Annotated in this window: 15 protein-coding genes; 8 read left to right on the top strand and 7 right to left on the bottom strand. The window is 51.9% G+C overall.

The annotated features are described in order from the left end of the window. Positions 1–325 precede the first annotated feature (325 nt). The 6 genes from galM to modE form a co-directional block, all read right to left on the bottom strand. Positions 326–1,369, bottom strand: a complete 1,044-nt coding sequence (gene galM / locus FE839_RS09705) for a galactose-1-epimerase (protein ID WP_138360631.1) — start codon at positions 1,367–1,369, stop codon at positions 326–328. Beyond that, positions 1,363–2,511, bottom strand: a complete 1,149-nt coding sequence (galK, locus tag FE839_RS09700) for a galactokinase (RefSeq protein WP_138360630.1) — start codon at positions 2,509–2,511, stop codon at positions 1,363–1,365. Before galK ends, galM begins: the two co-directional genes overlap by 7 nt. Before the next feature lie 2 nt (positions 2,512–2,513). Next, a complete protein-coding gene (gene galT, locus FE839_RS09695) occupies positions 2,514–3,560 on the bottom strand; it encodes a galactose-1-phosphate uridylyltransferase (RefSeq protein ID WP_138360629.1) in 1,047 nt (348 codons plus the stop codon). Between the two features lie 9 nt (positions 3,561–3,569). After that, positions 3,570–4,586 carry a UDP-glucose 4-epimerase GalE gene (galE, locus tag FE839_RS09690; protein ID WP_138360628.1) on the bottom strand — a complete coding sequence of 339 codons (1,017 nt, stop codon included), beginning with the start codon at positions 4,584–4,586 and terminating at the stop codon, positions 3,570–3,572. Positions 4,587–4,791: 205 nt separating this feature from the next. After that, positions 4,792–6,267, bottom strand: a complete 1,476-nt coding sequence (gene modF, locus FE839_RS09685) for a molybdate ABC transporter ATP-binding protein ModF (protein WP_138360627.1) — start codon at positions 6,265–6,267, stop codon at positions 4,792–4,794. 67 nt (positions 6,268–6,334) lie between these two features. Then, positions 6,335–7,123, bottom strand: a complete 789-nt coding sequence (gene modE / locus FE839_RS09680) for a molybdenum-dependent transcriptional regulator (RefSeq protein ID WP_138360626.1) — start codon at positions 7,121–7,123, stop codon at positions 6,335–6,337. Between the two features lie 153 nt (positions 7,124–7,276). On the opposite strand from modE, the gene FE839_RS09675 reads away from it, so the two are divergent. The 4 genes from FE839_RS09675 (at position 7,277) to modC (ending at position 10,094) form a co-directional block, all read left to right on the top strand. Beyond that, positions 7,277–7,426, top strand: a complete 150-nt coding sequence (locus FE839_RS09675) for an AcrZ family multidrug efflux pump-associated protein (RefSeq protein WP_138360625.1) — start codon at positions 7,277–7,279, stop codon at positions 7,424–7,426. Between the two features lie 144 nt (positions 7,427–7,570). Beyond that, positions 7,571–8,344 (top strand): molybdate ABC transporter substrate-binding protein, encoded by a 774-nt coding sequence (gene modA, locus FE839_RS09670; protein ID WP_138360624.1) that lies wholly within the window; start codon positions 7,571–7,573, stop codon positions 8,342–8,344. Next, complete coding sequence (gene modB, locus FE839_RS09665; RefSeq protein ID WP_138360623.1) at positions 8,344–9,033, top strand: molybdate ABC transporter permease subunit; 690 nt, start codon at positions 8,344–8,346, stop codon at positions 9,031–9,033. The genes modA and modB overlap by 1 nt, the downstream gene beginning before the upstream one ends. A gap of 2 nt (positions 9,034–9,035) precedes the next feature. Continuing rightward, on the top strand, positions 9,036–10,094 hold the full coding sequence (gene modC, locus FE839_RS09660; RefSeq protein ID WP_138360622.1) for a molybdenum ABC transporter ATP-binding protein ModC: 1,059 nt from the start codon (positions 9,036–9,038) through the stop codon (positions 10,092–10,094). On the opposite strand, the gene FE839_RS09655 is transcribed toward modC, so the two are convergent. Next, positions 10,095–10,913, bottom strand: a complete 819-nt coding sequence (locus tag FE839_RS09655; RefSeq protein WP_138360621.1) for a pyridoxal phosphatase — start codon at positions 10,911–10,913, stop codon at positions 10,095–10,097. Between the two features lie 223 nt (positions 10,914–11,136). Here FE839_RS09655 and pgl point away from each other — a divergent pair, with 223 nt between their 5' ends. From pgl to FE839_RS09635, 4 genes are all read left to right on the top strand, one after another. Continuing rightward, positions 11,137–12,132 carry a 6-phosphogluconolactonase gene (gene pgl, locus FE839_RS09650; RefSeq protein WP_138360620.1) on the top strand — a complete coding sequence of 332 codons (996 nt, stop codon included), beginning with the start codon at positions 11,137–11,139 and terminating at the stop codon, positions 12,130–12,132. Between the two features lie 1,547 nt (positions 12,133–13,679). Further along, a complete protein-coding gene (locus FE839_RS09645) occupies positions 13,680–14,237 on the top strand; it encodes a fimbrial protein (RefSeq protein ID WP_138360619.1) in 558 nt (185 codons plus the stop codon). Between the two features lie 57 nt (positions 14,238–14,294). Continuing rightward, positions 14,295–15,044, top strand: coding sequence for a fimbrial biogenesis chaperone (locus FE839_RS09640; RefSeq protein WP_138360618.1), 750 nt, complete (start codon positions 14,295–14,297; stop codon positions 15,042–15,044). Next, entirely contained in the window at positions 15,019–17,562 is a 2,544-nt protein-coding gene (locus tag FE839_RS09635) for a fimbria/pilus outer membrane usher protein (RefSeq protein WP_138360617.1), read from the top strand. Before FE839_RS09640 ends, FE839_RS09635 begins: the two co-directional genes overlap by 26 nt. Positions 17,563–17,569: the final 7 nt, after the last annotated feature.

Below are 17,569 nucleotides of genomic sequence, written 5' to 3'. Positions count from 1 at the left end.
CTCCTCAATACACGTCATCTTTCACGTCACCTCATCGCTGGCTACTTTCACTCACCCCGGTCGCATCGTTCACTATGTTCCTGGGATTCGCTCATTTGCCGCTTTGAGGCGACTCGAAATTGGTAGTGTATATATTTATTGATTGATAACTATTCTCATTATATTGCCACGATTTACCTCACGGCAATGCTTATCCCTAACCATAGCGAAAATAGTGGCCCAGTGTAAGATACTTGTAAAACAGAGGTTGTGTTTTTGTCTGTAAGTGACGAATTTTTCAGCGAAAGGGGAAAAAAGCCCTCCACCTGGCGTGGAGGGTGAGGCATTATCTGGCGATAAACTGATATTCCGTCAGGCTGACGTACTCTTCGCCGGGAAGCAGAACGCAATCCGGCTGCGGCCACTCCGGGTGGTTCGGCGAATCCGGCAGGAACTCGCTCTCCAGCGCCAGGCCTTGCCAGTCAGCGTAGGGTTGCGCGCTGCGCGACGGCGTGCCGCCCAGGTAGTTGCCGGAGTAGAATTGCAGGGCCGGAGCGGAGGTATACACCGTCATCTGCAGCTTTTCATCCTGGGACCAGACGTGAGCTGCCGGAACCTGGGCATCTCCCTGCGCCTGGAGCAGAAAGGCGTGGTCGTAACCTTTCACTTTCTGCTGGTCTTCATCACGCAGGAAATCGTCCGCCAGCATCTTCGGCGTACGAAAATCAAAGCCGGTCAGAGCAACGCTTTGCAGGTTTCCCCCCGGAATACCGTCGCTTTCTACGGGGAGGTAAGCCTCGGCAAAAATTTGCAGCTTATGGTTACGCACGTCGCTCTGTATGCCATCCAGGTTGAAATAGACGTGGTTAGTCAGGTTCACCGGGCAGGGCTGGTCAACGGTGGCGCGATACTCAATAGAGATCCGATTATCGTCAGTCAGGCGGTAGTGCGCGGTTGCCGTTAAATTGCCGGGGTATCCCTGATCGCCATCGGCGGATGAGAGTGAGAATAGCGCGTGATGATCATCGGCGCTGACAATTTGCCAGCGGCGCTTATCGAAACCGTCAGGCCCGCCGTGTAACTGATGTCCAGCCTCGTTGGAAGGCGTCAGATTGACGGTTCGACCATCAAGGAGGAAGCGGCTGTTGGCGATACGGTTGGCGTAACGGCCAACGGACGCGCCGAGAAAAGCGGCCTGATGCGTATAGTCGCTCGGCGTCGCGCAGCCGAGCAGCGCTTCGCGTACGCTGCCGTCAGCCAGGGCGACCTGCGCCGAAAGCAGCGTCGCGCCCCAATCCATTACGGTGACCGTCATCCCCGCGTCATTACGCAGGGTGAGGATATTCCACGGCAGGCCGTCCGGCGCCAGCCCGGTTGTTTGGTTTAGCATTGTCCGGCTCCCTGAGAGGGTTTGCACACATAGAACGTTTCTCTAATCCCGGTTTTCGCTTCATATGCCTGGGCAACGGCCTGCTGTACGCCTTCGACCAGATCCTCCGGCATCAGCGCGACAATACAGCCGCCGAAACCGCCGCCGGTCATGCGGACGCCGCCTTTGTCGCCGATGGCCGCTTTGACGATATCCACTAGCGTATCAATCTGCGGTACGGTGATTTCAAAATCGTCGCGCATGGAGGCATGAGATTCCGCCATCAGTTCACCCATTCGTTGCAGGTCGCCTTTTTCCAGCGCCGTAGCGGCCTCTACGGTACGGGCGTTTTCGGTCAGTACGTGGCGAACGCGTCTGGCGACCACCGGGTCAAGCTCGTGGGCGACGGCGTTGAACTCGTCGAGGGTCACATCGCGCAGGGCGGGCTGCTGGAAGAAGCGGGCGCCGGTTTCGCACTGTTCACGACGGGTGTTGTATTCGCTGCCCACCAGAGTGCGTTTAAAATTACTGTTGATAATCACCACCGCGACGCCTTTCGGCATTGAAACCGCCTTAGTGCCTAATGATCGGCAGTCGATCAGCAGCGCGTGATCTTTTTTACCGAGCGCGGAGATTAACTGATCCATGATGCCGCAGTTGCAGCCGACGAACTGGTTTTCCGCTTCCTGGCCGTTGAGCGCGATTTGCGCGCCGTCGAGCGGCAGGTGATACAACTGCTGAAATACGGTGCCGACGGCGACTTCCAGTGAAGCTGAGGAGCTTAATCCCGCACCCTGTGGCACGTTACCGCTAATGACCAGGTCCGCTCCGCCGAAGTGGTTGTTGCGCTGCTGAAGATGCTTTACCACGCCGCGAACATAGTTCGACCACTGCTGGGTGTCGTGGCGGGTAATCTGCGAATCGAGGGAGAATTCATCGCTCTGACTGTCGTAATCGGCGGCAATCACCCGCACGGTACGATCGTTGCGCGGTGAGCAACTGATCACCGTCTGATAATCAATCGCGCAGGGCAGCACGAATCCATCGTTATAGTCGGTGTGTTCGCCAATCAGGTTAACCCGGCCAGGCGCCTGGATAACATGGCTGGCGGGATAGCCGAACTTTTCAGCAAACAGGGCTTGGTTTTTCTCTTTCAGACTCATGGTTATACTCCGGATTCGCGGAAATGGACGTCGCTCACAGCGCGCAGACGTTCAGCAGCTTGCTCGGCCGTCAGGTCACGCTGAGTTTCGGCCAGCATTTCATAGCCGACCATAAATTTGCGCACCGTGGCGGAACGCAGCAGCGGCGGATAAAAATGAGCGTGCAGCTGCCAGTGATCATTGTTTTCATCGTTAAACGGCGCGCCGTGCCAGCCCATAGAGTAGGGGAACGAGCACTGGAACAGGTTGTCGTAACGGCTGGTCAGCTTTTTCAGCGCCAGCGCAAGGTCGCTGCGCCGGTCGTCGGTTAAATCAGTCAGGCGCCGGACGTGTGTTTTCGGCAGCAGCAGCGTCTCGAATGGCCATGCCGCCCAGTAAGGGACAACGGCGAGCCAGTGTGCGGTCTCGACGACCGTGCGGCTACCGTCGGCGAATTCGCGCTGCGCGTAATCCACCAGCATCGGCGCGCCGTGCTCGGTGAAGTACGCTTTTTGCAGACGATCTTCACGTTCCGCTTCGTTAGGCAGGAAGCTGTTTGCCCACACCTGACCGTGAGGATGCGGGTTGGAGCAGCCCATCGCCGCGCCTTTGTTTTCAAAAACCTGGACCCAGGGATAGCTTTTCCCGAGGTCCGCGGTCTGTTCCTGCCACGTTTTAACCACGCCTTCCAGCGCCTCCACGCTCAACTCCGGCAGCGTTTTGCTGTGGTCTGGCGAAAAGCAGATGACCCGGCTGGTGCCACGGGCACTCTGACAACGCATCAGCGGGTCGTCGCTTTCCGGAGCGTCAGGGGTATCGCTCATCAACGCCGCAAAGTCATTGGTAAAAACAAAGGTGCCGGTGTAGTTCGGGTTTTTGTCACCGGTCACGCGGGTATTACCCGGGCACAGGAAACAGTCCGGGTCGTGCGCGGGCAACGTCTGTTTTGCTGGTGTCTCCTGCGCACCCTGCCAGGGGCGCTTTGCGCGATGCGGAGAAACCAGAATCCACTGCCCGGTTAACGGGTTATAACGACGATGCGGATGGTCGACGGGGTTAAATACGCTCATGAAGGTTCCTTAGTCTGGATAACCTTGCGGATGACGGGACTGCCAGTGCCAGGTGTCCTGCGCCATTTCGTCAAGGTTGCGGGTCACTCGCCAGTTCAGATCGCGATCGGCCTTTTCAGCGTCCGCCCAGTAGGCCGGGAGGTCGCCATCGCGGCGTGGCGCGAAGTGGTAGTTAATCGGTTTGCCACAGGCTTTGCTGAAGGCATTGACGACGTCGAGCACGCTGTTGCCGATGCCGGCGCCAAGGTTGTAGATATGCACGCCAGCTTTACCGGCCAGTTTTTCCATCGCCACGACGTGACCATCGGCCAGATCCATCACGTGAATATAGTCACGCACGCCGGTGCCATCTTTGGTCGGATAGTCGTTACCAAACACCGCCAGCGATTCGCGACGGCCAACGGCGACTTGTGCGATGTACGGCATCAGGTTGTTGGGGATACCCTGAGGGTCTTCACCCATGTCACCCGACGGATGCGCGCCGACCGGGTTGAAATAACGCAGCAGGGCGATGCTCCACTCCGGCTGAGCTTTTTGCAGATCGGTGAGGATCTGTTCGACCATCAGTTTGCTTTTGCCGTAAGGGCTTTGCGGCGTACCGGTCGGGAAACTTTCGACATAAGGGATTTTGGGCTGGTCGCCGTAGACGGTGGCGGAGGAGCTGAAAATAAAGTTTTTCACGCCCGCGGCGCGCATGGCGGAAACTAATTTCAGTGTACCGGTTACGTTATTGTCATAATATTCCAGCGGCTTAGCGACGGACTCCCCGACGGCCTTCAGGCCGGCGAAATGGATCACGGCTTCAATCGCATGATCGTGGAGGATTTCCGTCATCAGCGCTTCATTACGAATGTCGCCTTCAACAAAGGTGGCGCTTTTCCCGCCGAGACGCTCAATCACCGGCAATACGCTGCGCTTACTGTTGCAGAGATTGTCGAGAATAATCACCTCGTGTCCCTGCTGTAGCAGTTGAACGCAGGTATGACTTCCAATGTAACCGCTACCACCTGTAACCAGTACTTTCATGATTCGCTCCAATAGGCTTATCGTGTGAGATGAAGATAGCATATCAAAGAAGTGAAAAGTGTGACACAGGGCAAATTGGTGGAATCGTTTACACTCAAAGGCGGCGTTGCGAAATTCTCTTTTTTGTCTTTTAAAAACAAATTGATACTCTATTGTGTGGATATTATTCCGAAAAAACCAGGGATCTGCAGACCCCTGTACAGGCTTAATTTTCCAGTGGACCGACCTGGTAAGTGTAACCGTCTCCACTGCTGATAAACGCCAGACGGTGAGTAATACAATCCGGGGCGTCTTCGGCGTGGTGGGATACAAACAGCAGTTGCGTCGCCCCTTCGCTAATTAACACATCGACAAAGCGGCGCACCAGTTGGCGGTTGAGCGGATCCAGCCCCTGTAGCGGCTCATCGAGAATCAGCAGGGTAGGGTGCTTGACCAGCGCGCGGACGATCAGCGCCAGCCGCTGCTGCCCCCATGAGAGACTGTGGAACGGGGCATCGGCGGTGCGTTTGTCGATGCCCAGAATATCCAGCCATTTTTGCGCCAGCTTATGCTGCTTGTCGGAAACGGCCTGGTAGATGCCAATGGAGTCGAAGTAACCGGAGAGAATAACGTTGCGCACGTTGGTGCTGACGCGATACTCCAGGTGCAGGCTGCTGCTGACGTAACCAATATGCTTTTTGATATCCCAGATAGTTTCTCCGCTGCCGCGACGGCGGCCAAACAGCGTCAGGTCGTTACTGTATCCCTGTGGATGATCGCCGGTGACCAGGCTGAGCAGCGTTGATTTCCCGGCGCCGTTGGGGCCGACTATCTGCCAGTGTTCGCCAGGATTTACCGTCCAGTTCAGGTGGTTAATGATCGGACGGTCGTTATAAGAGACCCTACCCTCTTTGAGTACGATGAGCGGCGCGCTGGCGTCCAGCGTATGCCGCGCGGCCGGGGCATCCGGTTCAGGTAACGCCATGCCGTCAAGCTTCTCGCTATGCGCCAGTTGAGCAATCAGCGCCTGTTGCAGCAGGGCCTGCTTTTCACCGGTTTCGCTAAGGACACAATCCGCCAGCACGCCAGCATACTGTACGAACGTCGGGATCTCGTCGAAACGATTGAGAACCAGTACAAGGGTGATACCTTCGTTGTTCAGGGTTGCCAGCAGCGCCGCCAGTTGCTGGCGGGAGGCGACATCAAGGCCGTCGAACGGCTCATCAAGGATCAGCAGATCAGGGTTGCCCATCAGCGCCTGGCACAGCAGGGTTTTGCGCGTTTCACCGGTGGAGAGATATTTAAAGCGGCGCGGTAACAGGCCGGTGATGCCAAACTGTTCCGCGAGCCGGGCGCAGCGGGAAGCGTCCTTAACCTCATCCTGGATGATTTCCGCTGTTGTTCGCCCGGTATCATCTTCGCCGGGGCTCAGCATATCGGTGTTGTTACGTTGCCACTCATCGCTGACCAGTTTCTGCAACTGCTCAAAGGAGAGGCGGGTGATGCGGGAAAAGTTACACTGCCGCTGCCCGCCAGGCAGCGTCAGTTCGCCGGACAGCGCCCGGGCGAGGGCCGATTTCCCACTGCCGTTGCTGCCGACGAAAGCCCAGCTTTCGCCCGCATGCACGCTGAGGTGCTCAATATTTAACGTTTTTGTGTCGCTCAGGCGAAACGTGCCTTGCGAAATTTGCAACAATGACATTTTATATCCCACTTTTTGCAGCGATGAGCTTCAGGGATACGTCTTCACAAGCACAATGTCAATGCCGTTAGCACAAGGTGGCGAGAATGATACGATCGGCGTTGAAATAGGCGATTGCTTCTACACCTTCCGCCAGCTCGCGCGTTTGTTCCACCGGAAGGGTAGCACAAAGATTCTGACCATCCGGGAGCGCCATCAGCACTTCGCACTGTTCTGGCCCATGTTCAATATGGCTGATACGCCCGGTTAGTTGATTATCCGCCTGTTGAGCTCGCGCAGGATCCCGGGTCATGCCAACCCACGGCGCTTTCAGCAGCACTAAGACTTCCTGGCCTTCATTAAGGCCCAGACGATCGGCGCTTTGTGCGGTAATGGCGACTTTAAAACGGGTTTGCCCGTCGGCCAGCAGCACTTCAACATGCTGCTGCACCTGCTGGTGGTCGCGACCGGTAATGGTACCAAACCACTGATTGCGGGCGCTGGTTTGCAGAGAAAAACGCGAAATAGCCGCCAGCAGACTATCGAGAGGCAGGGCATCATCATCGCTCAGCACATCGAACGCTTTCTGCTGAATCTGTGCCAGCAGGTCGTAAAGCTGAATCAGTCGTCGCCCGTAGCGGGTGAGAACCGCGCCACCGCCGCCTTTACCGCCAGTGGCGCGATCGACCAGAGTCTGTTCGCTCAGTTGATTCATTTCATTAATTGCATCCCAGGCGCTTTTATAGCTGATACCCGCGTTTTTTGCCCCCTGGCTAATGGAACCGGTCTGGTCAATCTGTTTCAGCAGGGCGATACGGCGAGGATCGGCGAACAGGCGCTGCTGTAACTTGAGGGTAAGAAGAATTTCAGCCTGCATAATCATATCCTGATGAAAAAGGGTATTGTGACCGATAGCGGCTATCTTGCAAGATGCATCTGTCGCGCTACTCAGTGAGGCGCCGCACAAATGGGGCGTGTTTTTCCTGCCGAATTGGTTACAATGCGCTATTCCTACTTTCTGGAGCCAACCATGTTAGAGCTATTGAAAAGTCTGGTTTTTGCTGTCGTCATGGTGCCGGTGGTGATGGCCGTCATCCTGGGGTTAATTTACGGGCTGGGTGAAGTCTTTAACTTCCTTTCCGGCGCGGGCCGCAAAGACAGCAGGCCGCAAAACCACTGATTTCTCCCCCGCGCCCGCTTTTGTCGGGCGTTTTTATTTCTCTCAACAATTGATCTGTTTCTGGTTATCCCTAATTTTACTCTGGGAAAATCCTGTACTTGTCGTTATATTATCTCCTACATAACGAGCCCACAGGAGTTTCAGATGACAGGTCAATGGTTACGTTTTTTTGCCGGAGCGGCGTTAACGCTCTCTGTTGCTGGTCACGCGCTGGCGGACGAAGGTAAAATCACGGTGTTTGCCGCGGCATCGCTCACTAACGCGATGCAGGATATTGCGAAAGAGTATAAGAAAGAGAAAAACGTAGACGTGGTCTCTTCCTTTGCCTCTTCATCTACACTGGCGCGACAAATTGAAGCGGGAGCGCCTGCGGATTTGTTCATCTCTGCGGACCAAAAATGGATGGATTACGCGGTCGGGAAAAAAACGATCGATACCGCTTCACGCACCACGTTACTGGGCAATAGCCTGGTTGTCGTTGCGCCGAAAGCCAGCCCCCAGGAAGCTTTCACCATTAATGATAAAACCGACTGGACCCATTTGTTGAAAGGTGGCCGTCTGGCTGTCGGCGACCCGGAGCACGTGCCTGCTGGCATTTACGCTAAAGAAGCGTTACAAAAACTGGGGGCCTGGGAAACCTTGTCGCCTAAACTGGCGCCGGCGGAAGACGTTCGCGGCGCGCTGGCGCTGGTTGAGCGTAACGAAGCCCCGCTGGGCATTGTTTATGGCTCTGATGCCGTTGCCAGCAAAGGCGTAAAAGTTGTCGGAACCTTCCCTGAAGATTCTCATAAGAAAGTAGAATATCCGCTGGCTATAGTCGACGGGCATAAAAATGCGACGGTAAGCGCCTTTTATGATTATCTGAAAGGGCCACAAGCTTCTGCAATCTTTAAACGTTACGGGTTTACTACTCACTAATGTTCTTAAGCGATCCCGAATGGCAGGCGGTACTGCTGAGCCTGAAAGTCTCATCCCTGGCGGTGGTGTTTAGCTTACCTTTTGGGATCTTCTTTTCCTGGCTGCTGGTGCGACGGAATTTCCCGGGTAAGGCGCTGCTCGATAGCGTTATCCATTTGCCGCTGGTGTTACCGCCGGTGGTCGTGGGTTATCTGTTGCTGGTTGCGATGGGGCGACGCGGGTTTATCGGTAGCTGGCTTTATGACTGGTTTGGTCTGAGTTTCGCGTTTAGCTGGCGCGGCGCGGTACTGGCGGCGTCGGTGATGTCTTTTCCCCTGATGGTACGGGCCATTCGTCTGGCGCTGGAAGGGGTCGATGTCAGGCTTGAACAGGCGGCACGCACCCTGGGGGCAGGCCGCTGGCGCGTATTTTTCACCATTACATTACCGTTGACGCTGCCCGGTATTATCGTCGGCACCGTGCTCGCTTTCGCCCGCTCGCTGGGCGAATTTGGCGCAACCATCACTTTTGTGTCCAATATTCCCGGCGAAACACGGACGATCCCTTCGGCGATGTATACCCTGATTCAGACCCCCGGCGGTGAAGGGGCGGCGGCGCGGTTATGTTTGATTTCGATTGTTCTGGCGCTGATATCGCTGATGATTTCTGAATGGCTGGCCCGTCTCAGCCGTAAGCGGACGGGGAAATAAGCATGCTCGAACTCGATTTTACCCAGACGCTGGGCACCCATTGTCTGCAGATCCGCGAGACACTTCCCGCCAGCGGTATTACCGCGATTTTTGGCGTGTCTGGTGCGGGAAAAACATCACTGATTAACGCCATTAGCGGCCTGACGCGTCCTCAGCAGGGGCGTATTGTGCTTAACGGTAGAGTGCTTAATGATGTTGAAAACCGCATCTGTCTGGCTCCTGAAAAACGCCGCATTGGCTACGTCTTTCAGGATGCCCGCCTGTTTCCGCACTACAAGGTACGGGGCAATCTGAAATACGGCATGGCGAAGAATATGACCGATCAGTTCGATAAGCTGGTGGAGCTGCTCGGTATTGCTCCGCTGCTGGACCGCTTGCCGGGCGATCTCTCCGGTGGCGAAAAGCAGCGAGTCGCCATTGGCCGGGCATTGCTCACTGCACCGGAATTGCTGCTGCTGGATGAACCGCTGGCATCGCTGGATATTCCGCGTAAGCGCGAGCTGTTGCCCTATCTGCAACGTCTGGCGCGCGAAATTCATATCCCGATGCTGTACGTCAGCCACTCGCTGGATGAAATCCAGCATCTGGCGGATAAAGTACTGGTACTGGAAGAGGGGAAAGTAAAAGCGTTGGGCGATCTGGAAGAGGTGTGGAGCAGCAGCGTGATGCATCCCTGGTTACCGCAGGAGCAACAAAGCACCATCCTGAATGTCACCGTTGTCGAGCAGCATCAGCAATATGCGATGACCGCGCTGGCGCTCGGCGACCAACGGCTTTGGGTCAATCAGCTTGACCGGCCGCAAGGAGAAACGGTACGCATCCGTATTCAGGCCTCCGATGTCTCTCTGGTACTGCAACCCGGGCAACAAACCAGTATCCGCAATATTTTGCCCGCACGGGTGGTGCAGTGCATTGAAAGCAGTGGGCAGGTCGAGGTCAGGCTGGAAATTAGCGGCCGTACGTTGTGGGCGCGTATCAGCCCCTGGGCCCGCGATGACCTGCAAATTACCCCCGGGCAGCCGTTGTATGCGCAAATTAAAAGCGTGTCGATAGCCGCCTGATTACAACAAATAGCGGTTGATGTAGTCGGCGATACTGGGGGTTTCGTTTTCACCAATCACCACGTTGGCCCGGGCTTTGACTTCATCCACCGCGTTGCCCATCGCTACGCCGGTACCGGCCGCTTCCAGCATGCTGAGGTCGTTGTAGTTGTCGCCGAAGGCCACCACGTCCTGCATTGACAGCCCCTGCGCCGCGATCCACCTGGCCAGGCGTTGGCCTTTACTGTTTCCCGCGCGGGCGATATCAACCTGATCGTGCCACGACCATTCGCATTCCAGCCCCAGCGTCTGAGCGACGTGCCGGGCGAAATGCTGCAGTTTCGCGGTATCTTCGTCGGTGAGGGCGAATTTCCATACGGCATTAACCTGGCGCGCGGCCTGCGCCAGCGAGTCGACCTGAGTAAATACCGGACGCTGCCCGACGGGGAGAGACTGCGCCCAGTTGGTGGTACGGATAACGTGGCCGGTGAGCTGCTCGTATAGCATGGCGTCATCGACGTACATCAGGCCGTGGATATCATGCTCGTTGAGCATTTCCGTCAGGCTCAGGGCCTTGTCTACCGGCATCGGATCGGACTCAATAACCTTTTTTGCATGATAATCATACAAATAAGTGCCATTACAGCAAATTGCAGGTGTATCCAGAGCCAGTGCCTGATAAAAAGGGTGGATAGCGACGTGATGTCGACCGGTGACGATGATCACCTGGTATCCGGCGTTTTTAGCGCGATCCAGTGCGTCGAGCGACGCGGGGAGGATAGTTTTTTTGCTGGTCAATAGCGTGCCGTCTAAATCCAGGGCAATCACGCGTGAGGTCATGTGTTGTTTCCGGTTGATGATGAAAAGTTTTCTTGCCCTGATGGTACACCGCTGTGCTGTTCGGGGAAACTTTTCAGTATCTACCGCCAAAAGAGCCGATACACGTTAACCTTTGAGCTACCGCGAGGTATCTTGAATGAGAGTGTGTTTGCATAGTGTATTTTTCAGGCAGCTATAGCCGTGAAAGATAAATTTTCCATGCGCAGTGAGGAAAGGAGCATTCATGAAACAAACCGTTTATACCGCCAGCCCGGAAAGCCAACAGATTCATGTCTGGGATCTGGATCCTGAGGGAAAGCTGACCCTGGTGCAGGTTGTTGATGCATTTGGTCAGGTGCAGCCGATGGTGGTGAGCCCGAACAAAGCGTATCTCTACGTTGGCGTGCGTCCGGAGTTTCGCGTACTGGCTTACCGCATTGCGCCTGATAATGGCGCCCTGACCTTTGCTGGTGAGGCGGCATTGCCGGGCAGCCCGACGCATATTTCCACCGATCGTCAGGGGCGCTTTTTATTTAGTGCCTCTTATAATGCGGGCTGCGTCAGCGTCACGCCGCTGGTGGAGGGGCTGCCAGGGGAAACGGTGACCGTGGTTGAAGGGCTGGAGGGCTGCCATTCAGCAAACATCTCCCCGGATAATCGTACGCTGTGGGTGCCAGCGTTGAAGCAGGATCGTATTTGCCTGTTTACCCTGAGCGAGGATGGTTTCCTGAGCGCGCAGGAACCCGCGGAAGTGACCACTGTTGAAGGTGCTGGTCCGCGTCATATGGTGTTCCACCCGAACCAGCAATACGGTTATTGCGTAAATGAGCTGAATAGCTCCGTTGATGTCTGGGCGCTGAAAGATCTGCATGGCAAAATTGAGTGTGTGCAGACTCTGGATATGATGCCGCCTGATTTCAGCGATGTACGCTGGGCTGCGGATATTCACCTGACCCCGGATGGTCGTCATCTCTACGCCTGCGATCGTACCGCCAGCATTATTACCATCTTCAGCGTCTCCGAAGATGGTAGCGTGCTGTCTGTTGAAGGCTATCAGAATACCGAAGCCCAGCCACGTGGCTTCAACCTCGATCACAGCGGAAAATACCTGATTGCCGCCGGACAGAAATCGCATCATATCGCGGTGTATGAGATTCATGGCGAGCAGGGGCTATTGCAGGAGAAAGGGCGCTATGCCGTCGGCCAGGGCCCGATGTGGGTGGTGGTGAACGCCTACTAAGTGACGAGATGATAAACCTCATTGCAGTACCGGATGCCTCCGGGAATGGGGAAGTGAAAGAGGCAGGAACAATGTTTTGTGATTGACTCACTGTACGCCCTTTCCATGCAATCGTCTCTGTACGTTAGATCATGCGAGTTGCGGGACAAGACGGTTAACCGTTTTGCACAGCGTATGTGCTGGCACCGAAGGCATGAGGCAGAGGCCGGATCATACGGCAAGAGAGTCAATTCCCCGGAGCATAGATAGTGATGTGACAGGGGGGAATGACAGATCTGTCAGGAACGGATTTGAACGTCGTAAAGCGACGGCCCGTAAGGGCAAGTCTCATGGATGAGACGAGTCATTCAGAAGCCACCACGCATGCAACCTGAAGTATGGCGAGTATATAGTTGTTCATCTCTGTAAATCAGCATGTCATCCGCGATGCGGTATCGACCTTCGTTTCACTCAACCCCGCCAAATAATGCCTGACCGGCGCCTTCTTTGAACCAGATCATCGCGTATCCATTCACCGACGAGTGATGCCAGTGTTGCCGTAAAAGAACCCTGACTTATCGTTTTCGCGCCGATTTATGGATCGCCTTAGCGTCGGACGGCCGTACTTTATACGCTGTTAATACACGGGAGCATTGATGGGAACAGTACTTTCGTCAATTGGGCGATTTACGGGGGGGCATACGGCAAGCGCAATATCTGATGGGCGTCTGTGCATGCGCTCAGGCAGAAAAAGCGGGAAAACAGATGGCGTCTTTCACCATTTACGTTCACTTTCCCAGGATTTTTCTACTATAGATAAATGTCCAGATACTGAATCTACCTGATAAACAGGGTCTTTATGGGATTTTATAATGTGAATGTTGTTTGATGATACGTTTTATAGTCATTCTGGCTGAAATTTATCTGTTTATAAGAAAATAAATCTAACTGATGAAAAATGCAACAAGCAAGTAGCGCCGAATAATTTATCAACGATTAAGAGGAATTAAGATTTTTCTTTCTTAGTGGAGTGTTGTGAATTATAAATTTTTATTTCTATGTATTTTAAAGTATTTTTACTCTTGTGAATAATGTCCCACTTACGATATTTCTACTATTTCTGATGGAAAGGAGAATAAACAGTAAACAAGTACATTAAATGTACTAAAAATGAATTCTTATTGATTATAAAATGTACAAAAATACTTCTAAATTGTTAGGATTTTGTTAATAAATACCCGTATATTTGATCTGGATCAAATAATAAAAATTATAGTGATTTATTTTTTTTTGTAAAAAATGGCAGAGTAAAAAACTATTAAAGTGTGTTTTTTGTATATTACGTATAAATAAATAAGATACCTGGGTTTATCCTAAATAAATTATCAGGATATAAATGTGGTTGAATTTTCCTATTATTGCGTATCAATAAATTGCTGTATATTATTGTTATGAAAATTAGATGATATTGATACTTTCTTATTTCTGAGGAATTAAGGAAGTGCTGTTAGTTATTTCAATATCATTTTTGTGTTGTTGTACATCTTAACCCAAATAGGGAACTATATATGCGTAATTATAAATATGCTATTTCAGCACTGGCTCTGGCATTGTCTTCTGTCGTGGCAACTTCCGCTTCTGCTGTGGATGGAACCATTACTATCAATGGGCAGGTTACCGATACCACATGCACTATCTCTGTAGATGGCGGTGCCGCTGATGCAACGGTAACGTTACCGACAGTTTCAGTTTCCGCTCTGCCTTCACCAGGAGCGACTGCGGGTGCAACACCGTTCAATATTTCACTTTCCGGTTGTACTGGGACGGCTTTAAATACTGCAAGCACCTATTTTGAGCCGGGCACTTATGTTGATAGCGAGACTGGACGTCTGAATATTGATACTACCGCTGGCGATGCTGCGGGCAATGTACAGGTCCAACTGTTGAATGCCAATAGTGAAGCTATTGTTGCTGGTGCGTCAGTAGCGACTGGTCAGAATGATATTCCGGTTGATATCAGCTCTGGCAGCGGTGTTCTGAATTATTATGCGCAATATTATGCAACAGCAGCAGCAACCGCCGGCGCTGTAACCACGCAGGTTGATTACACCATGGTTTACGAGTAATAGATTCACAGGAGTAAAAGCGAATGCTTTTACTCCTGTCAATGATGAGGTTCTTTGATGTTAAAAAAAATTCCCCACTGTTTAATTTTGATTGTATCGTTTTTCATCTCTGCTGAAACGGTGGCCGACGTTGCGATTAACGGAACGCGCATCATTTTCAATGCGAAAGATAAAGAATCGGTTGTACAATTAAAAAATAATGGTAAGAACCCTTATCTATTACAATTATGGATTGATGATGGCAATCCTAAATCCAGACCCGGTGAGGTAACCGTCCCCTTTATTATCACCCCTCCTGTTGTGCGCATCGATCCGAATAAAGGACAGGCAGCGAGGATCATGTTCACTGATGCCTCCCTCCCTCAGGACAGAGAGTCATTGTACTGGTTTAATATGCTGGAGGTGCCGCCAAAACCGACAAAAATGATCGAAGCTGGCACGAATCTTTTGCAACTGGCATTTCGCACGCGAATAAAACTATTCTATCGCCCGGCTGGCCTTGAATACAGCGCGCTGGAATCCTATAAAAAACTCAAATTTAACCGAAAAGGTAACACGTTAAATATTAAAAATGACTCCCCTTATTTTATTACATTAAGCAGTGTTGATGTTCGGAGAACAAAGGAGTCTGCGATAGTTGCTTCCGTTGAGAATTTTCCTCAACGAATGATTGCACCTAAGGGAGAGACGAATCTCCAGTTAGTTACTAAAAAATCAGAAAGACTGGATGGTCTCACTCTGTTTTACAGTGTGATTAATGATTATGGAGGAGAAACAAAAAATGAGCAGGTATTGCAAAGTAAATAAAAAAAATCCCTCTTCGATTGGTTTAACGCTGATAGCACAGTTTGTCATTGTATCAATTTTTGTTTCTCAGGCAGCAGCCGCACCACAAAGTGATGAGGTTATTTTCAATAGTGAGTTTTTACGCTCAGCTATTGATGTCAGTGCTTATTCCCGGGGGAATCCCGTTGCCAGCGGAAATTATACCGTCGATCTTTATGTTAATGATAAATGGAAGGGGCGTGTTGATGTTAAATTCGATAAAGATGATCGTCAAACAACGATAGCAAGACCGTGTTTTAATCTGAAACTGGTTTCACTGTCAGGAATTGATCTGGATAAAATCAAACCAGAGATTATCCAAAGATTAAAAGCCGATAATGCTTGTGTACGTGCTGAAGAGATATATCCGGACCTGGTAGCGAACTTTGATGTAGCGACGCAACGTATTAATATGCAGTCGCCACAGATCTACTTATTACGCCATGCCCGGGGTTATGTTAGCCCTGAACTCTGGGATAACGGGATCCCGGCAGCGACGTTGCAATATGATTATAACACTTACCACTCCAGAATGTCAGGAGCTGACTCTCTTTCCACTCAATATCTTGGACTGAGAGGCGGAATTAACTGGGATGTCTGGCGTCTGCGTTATCGCGGTTCATTTAGCTGGAGCGAAGGGAGAGGTTGGGATTATAACAATGCCAATACCTATCTCGAACGCGCGATTGTCCCATTACGTAGCAAGTTGGTTGTCGGGGAATCGTCTACCGATGGACAAGTTTTCGATAGTATTGGCTTCCGCGGCGTGATGATGTCGTCAGACGATCGTATGTACATGGATTCTCAACGCGGTTACGCGCCGATAATTACCGGAATTGCCAACACCAACGCGCTGGTTCGTGTCAGCCAGAGAGGTATGCGGATCTATGAAACAACCGTACCTCCTGGGGCGTTTGTCATTGATGATCTGTATCCCACCGGTACGGGGGGCGATTTACTGGTAACCATAAAAGAGGCCGATGGCAGCGAGCATAGCTTCACCGTGACCTATGCATCTATTGCCGAACTTTTACGTCCAGGCACCACACGTTACACCCTAATGGGGGGACGTTATCGTAATACGGTAGTTGATGAAGACCCGGATATTATCATGGGAACCCTACGTCATGGCTTTACTAACCTGATTACAGGCTATAGCGGTATATTGGCAGGTGAAAATTACCAGTCAGTCGCCGGTGGTATAGCTTTAAATACCGCAATTGGGGCGATTTCAACGGATATTACTCATGCGCGCAGTACGCTTCGCGATGATATTAAACGTGAAGGGCAAAGTATTCGTTTTTCTTTTGCTAAAATATTGCCGGTTGTCAATACCAACGTCACTCTGGCCAGCTATCGCTATTCCAGTTCAGGTTATTACAGCATTGATGATGCAATGATGTTACGTGATGGTCAACAGCGCAGCAGTAGTTGGTTTAATGATACGGTGAACCGTAAAAATCGCTTACAGATTAGTGCGACGCAAACGATTAATGATACCTGGGGAAGCTTTAATATCAGCGCCAGTACTCAGAATTACTGGAACCGAAGTGGTCAGGATACCGAATATCAGTTTGGGTATACCAATGCCTTTAAGTATTTCAATTTGAATATCAATGCCAGCCGAACTCGCGATTTGGTGAAGGATAAATGGGATAATAAGATTGCCATCGGTATCTCTTTACCGCTTGGGGAAAGCGGTCGTTCGGCTTACCTCAACTCTACCTATATTCAAGAGCGCGATCACCGGGGAATTCAAAACTCCATTGCCGGAACAGCCGGCAATAATCGTCAGTATAACTATAGTGCTTTTGGCAGTGTTGATCGCTACAAGCAATCGGGTACGAAAACGACCGGAGGGGTCAGTGGCAACTGGACATCCCCCTGGAGCAATATCGGGGCCAGCATTTCAGCAGGAAGCGGTTATCAACAATACGGTATGAATTTATCTGGCGGTGTTGTCGCCTGGCAAAGTGGTATCGTACTCACGCCTGTGATGGGGGATACGATAGCGATTATCGAAGCGGATAATGCCGCCGGAGCAAGAATAACCAATAACAGTAGCCTGAGTTTAAATCGCTATGGTAAAGCCGCAGTGCCTTATTTAACGCCGTATCGTCAGAATACTATAGAGCTCGATCCGAAAGGATTATCGAATGATGTTTCGCTGGATGTGACCAGTCAGAATATTGTGCCAACGGCCGGGGCAGTTGTATTGATGAAATATAAGACGGATATTGGTCATTCTCTACTTCTGACGTTAAGCCATCCCTCGGAAGAATTACCGTTCGGTTCTGAGATTATGGATGAAAATAACCACTCTGTCGGTTATGTCACACAAGGTGGACAGGCGTTTGTTAGAGTTAAGAATGAAACAGGGAAACTCCATGTGAAATGGGGAAACCACGGTAGCCAGACATGTTCATTCACTTACGCACTTCCTGCTAAAGCGGCAGGAACAGGTACCGGTTTGCCACAAGCCAATGCGGTTTGCCAATAACAGGAGA

The organism is Klebsiella indica (assembly GCF_005860775.1).
Taxonomy (GTDB): Bacteria; Pseudomonadota; Gammaproteobacteria; order Enterobacterales; family Enterobacteriaceae; genus Klebsiella; species Klebsiella indica.
The sequence above is the reverse complement of the archived record's forward strand: the minus strand, read 5'-3'. Positions and strand labels throughout refer to the sequence as shown.

Bases quoted from the DNA above. Each gene is read 5' to 3' on its own strand.
- galM (WP_138360631.1), bottom strand. From the start codon at position 1,369: ATGCTAAACCAAACAACCGGGCTGGCGCCGGACGGCCTGCCGTGGAAT.
- galK (WP_138360630.1), bottom strand. From the start codon at position 2,511: ATGAGTCTGAAAGAGAAAAACCAAGCCCTGTTTGCTGAAAAGTTCGGC.
- galT (WP_138360629.1), bottom strand. From the start codon at position 3,560: ATGAGCGTATTTAACCCCGTCGACCATCCGCATCGTCGTTATAACCCG.
- galE (WP_138360628.1), bottom strand. From the start codon at position 4,586: ATGAAAGTACTGGTTACAGGTGGTAGCGGTTACATTGGAAGTCATACC.
- modF (WP_138360627.1), bottom strand. From the start codon at position 6,267: ATGTCATTGTTGCAAATTTCGCAAGGCACGTTTCGCCTGAGCGACACA.
- modE (WP_138360626.1), bottom strand. From the start codon at position 7,123: ATGCAGGCTGAAATTCTTCTTACCCTCAAGTTACAGCAGCGCCTGTTC.
- FE839_RS09675 (WP_138360625.1), top strand. From the start codon at position 7,277: ATGTTAGAGCTATTGAAAAGTCTGGTTTTTGCTGTCGTCATGGTGCCG.
- modA (WP_138360624.1), top strand. From the start codon at position 7,571: ATGACAGGTCAATGGTTACGTTTTTTTGCCGGAGCGGCGTTAACGCTC.
- modB (WP_138360623.1), top strand. From the start codon at position 8,344: ATGTTCTTAAGCGATCCCGAATGGCAGGCGGTACTGCTGAGCCTGAAA.
- modC (WP_138360622.1), top strand. From the start codon at position 9,036: ATGCTCGAACTCGATTTTACCCAGACGCTGGGCACCCATTGTCTGCAG.
- FE839_RS09655 (WP_138360621.1), bottom strand. From the start codon at position 10,913: ATGACCTCACGCGTGATTGCCCTGGATTTAGACGGCACGCTATTGACC.
- pgl (WP_138360620.1), top strand. From the start codon at position 11,137: ATGAAACAAACCGTTTATACCGCCAGCCCGGAAAGCCAACAGATTCAT.
- FE839_RS09645 (WP_138360619.1), top strand. From the start codon at position 13,680: ATGCGTAATTATAAATATGCTATTTCAGCACTGGCTCTGGCATTGTCT.
- FE839_RS09640 (WP_138360618.1), top strand. From the start codon at position 14,295: ATGTTAAAAAAAATTCCCCACTGTTTAATTTTGATTGTATCGTTTTTC.
- FE839_RS09635 (WP_138360617.1), top strand. From the start codon at position 15,019: ATGAGCAGGTATTGCAAAGTAAATAAAAAAAATCCCTCTTCGATTGGT.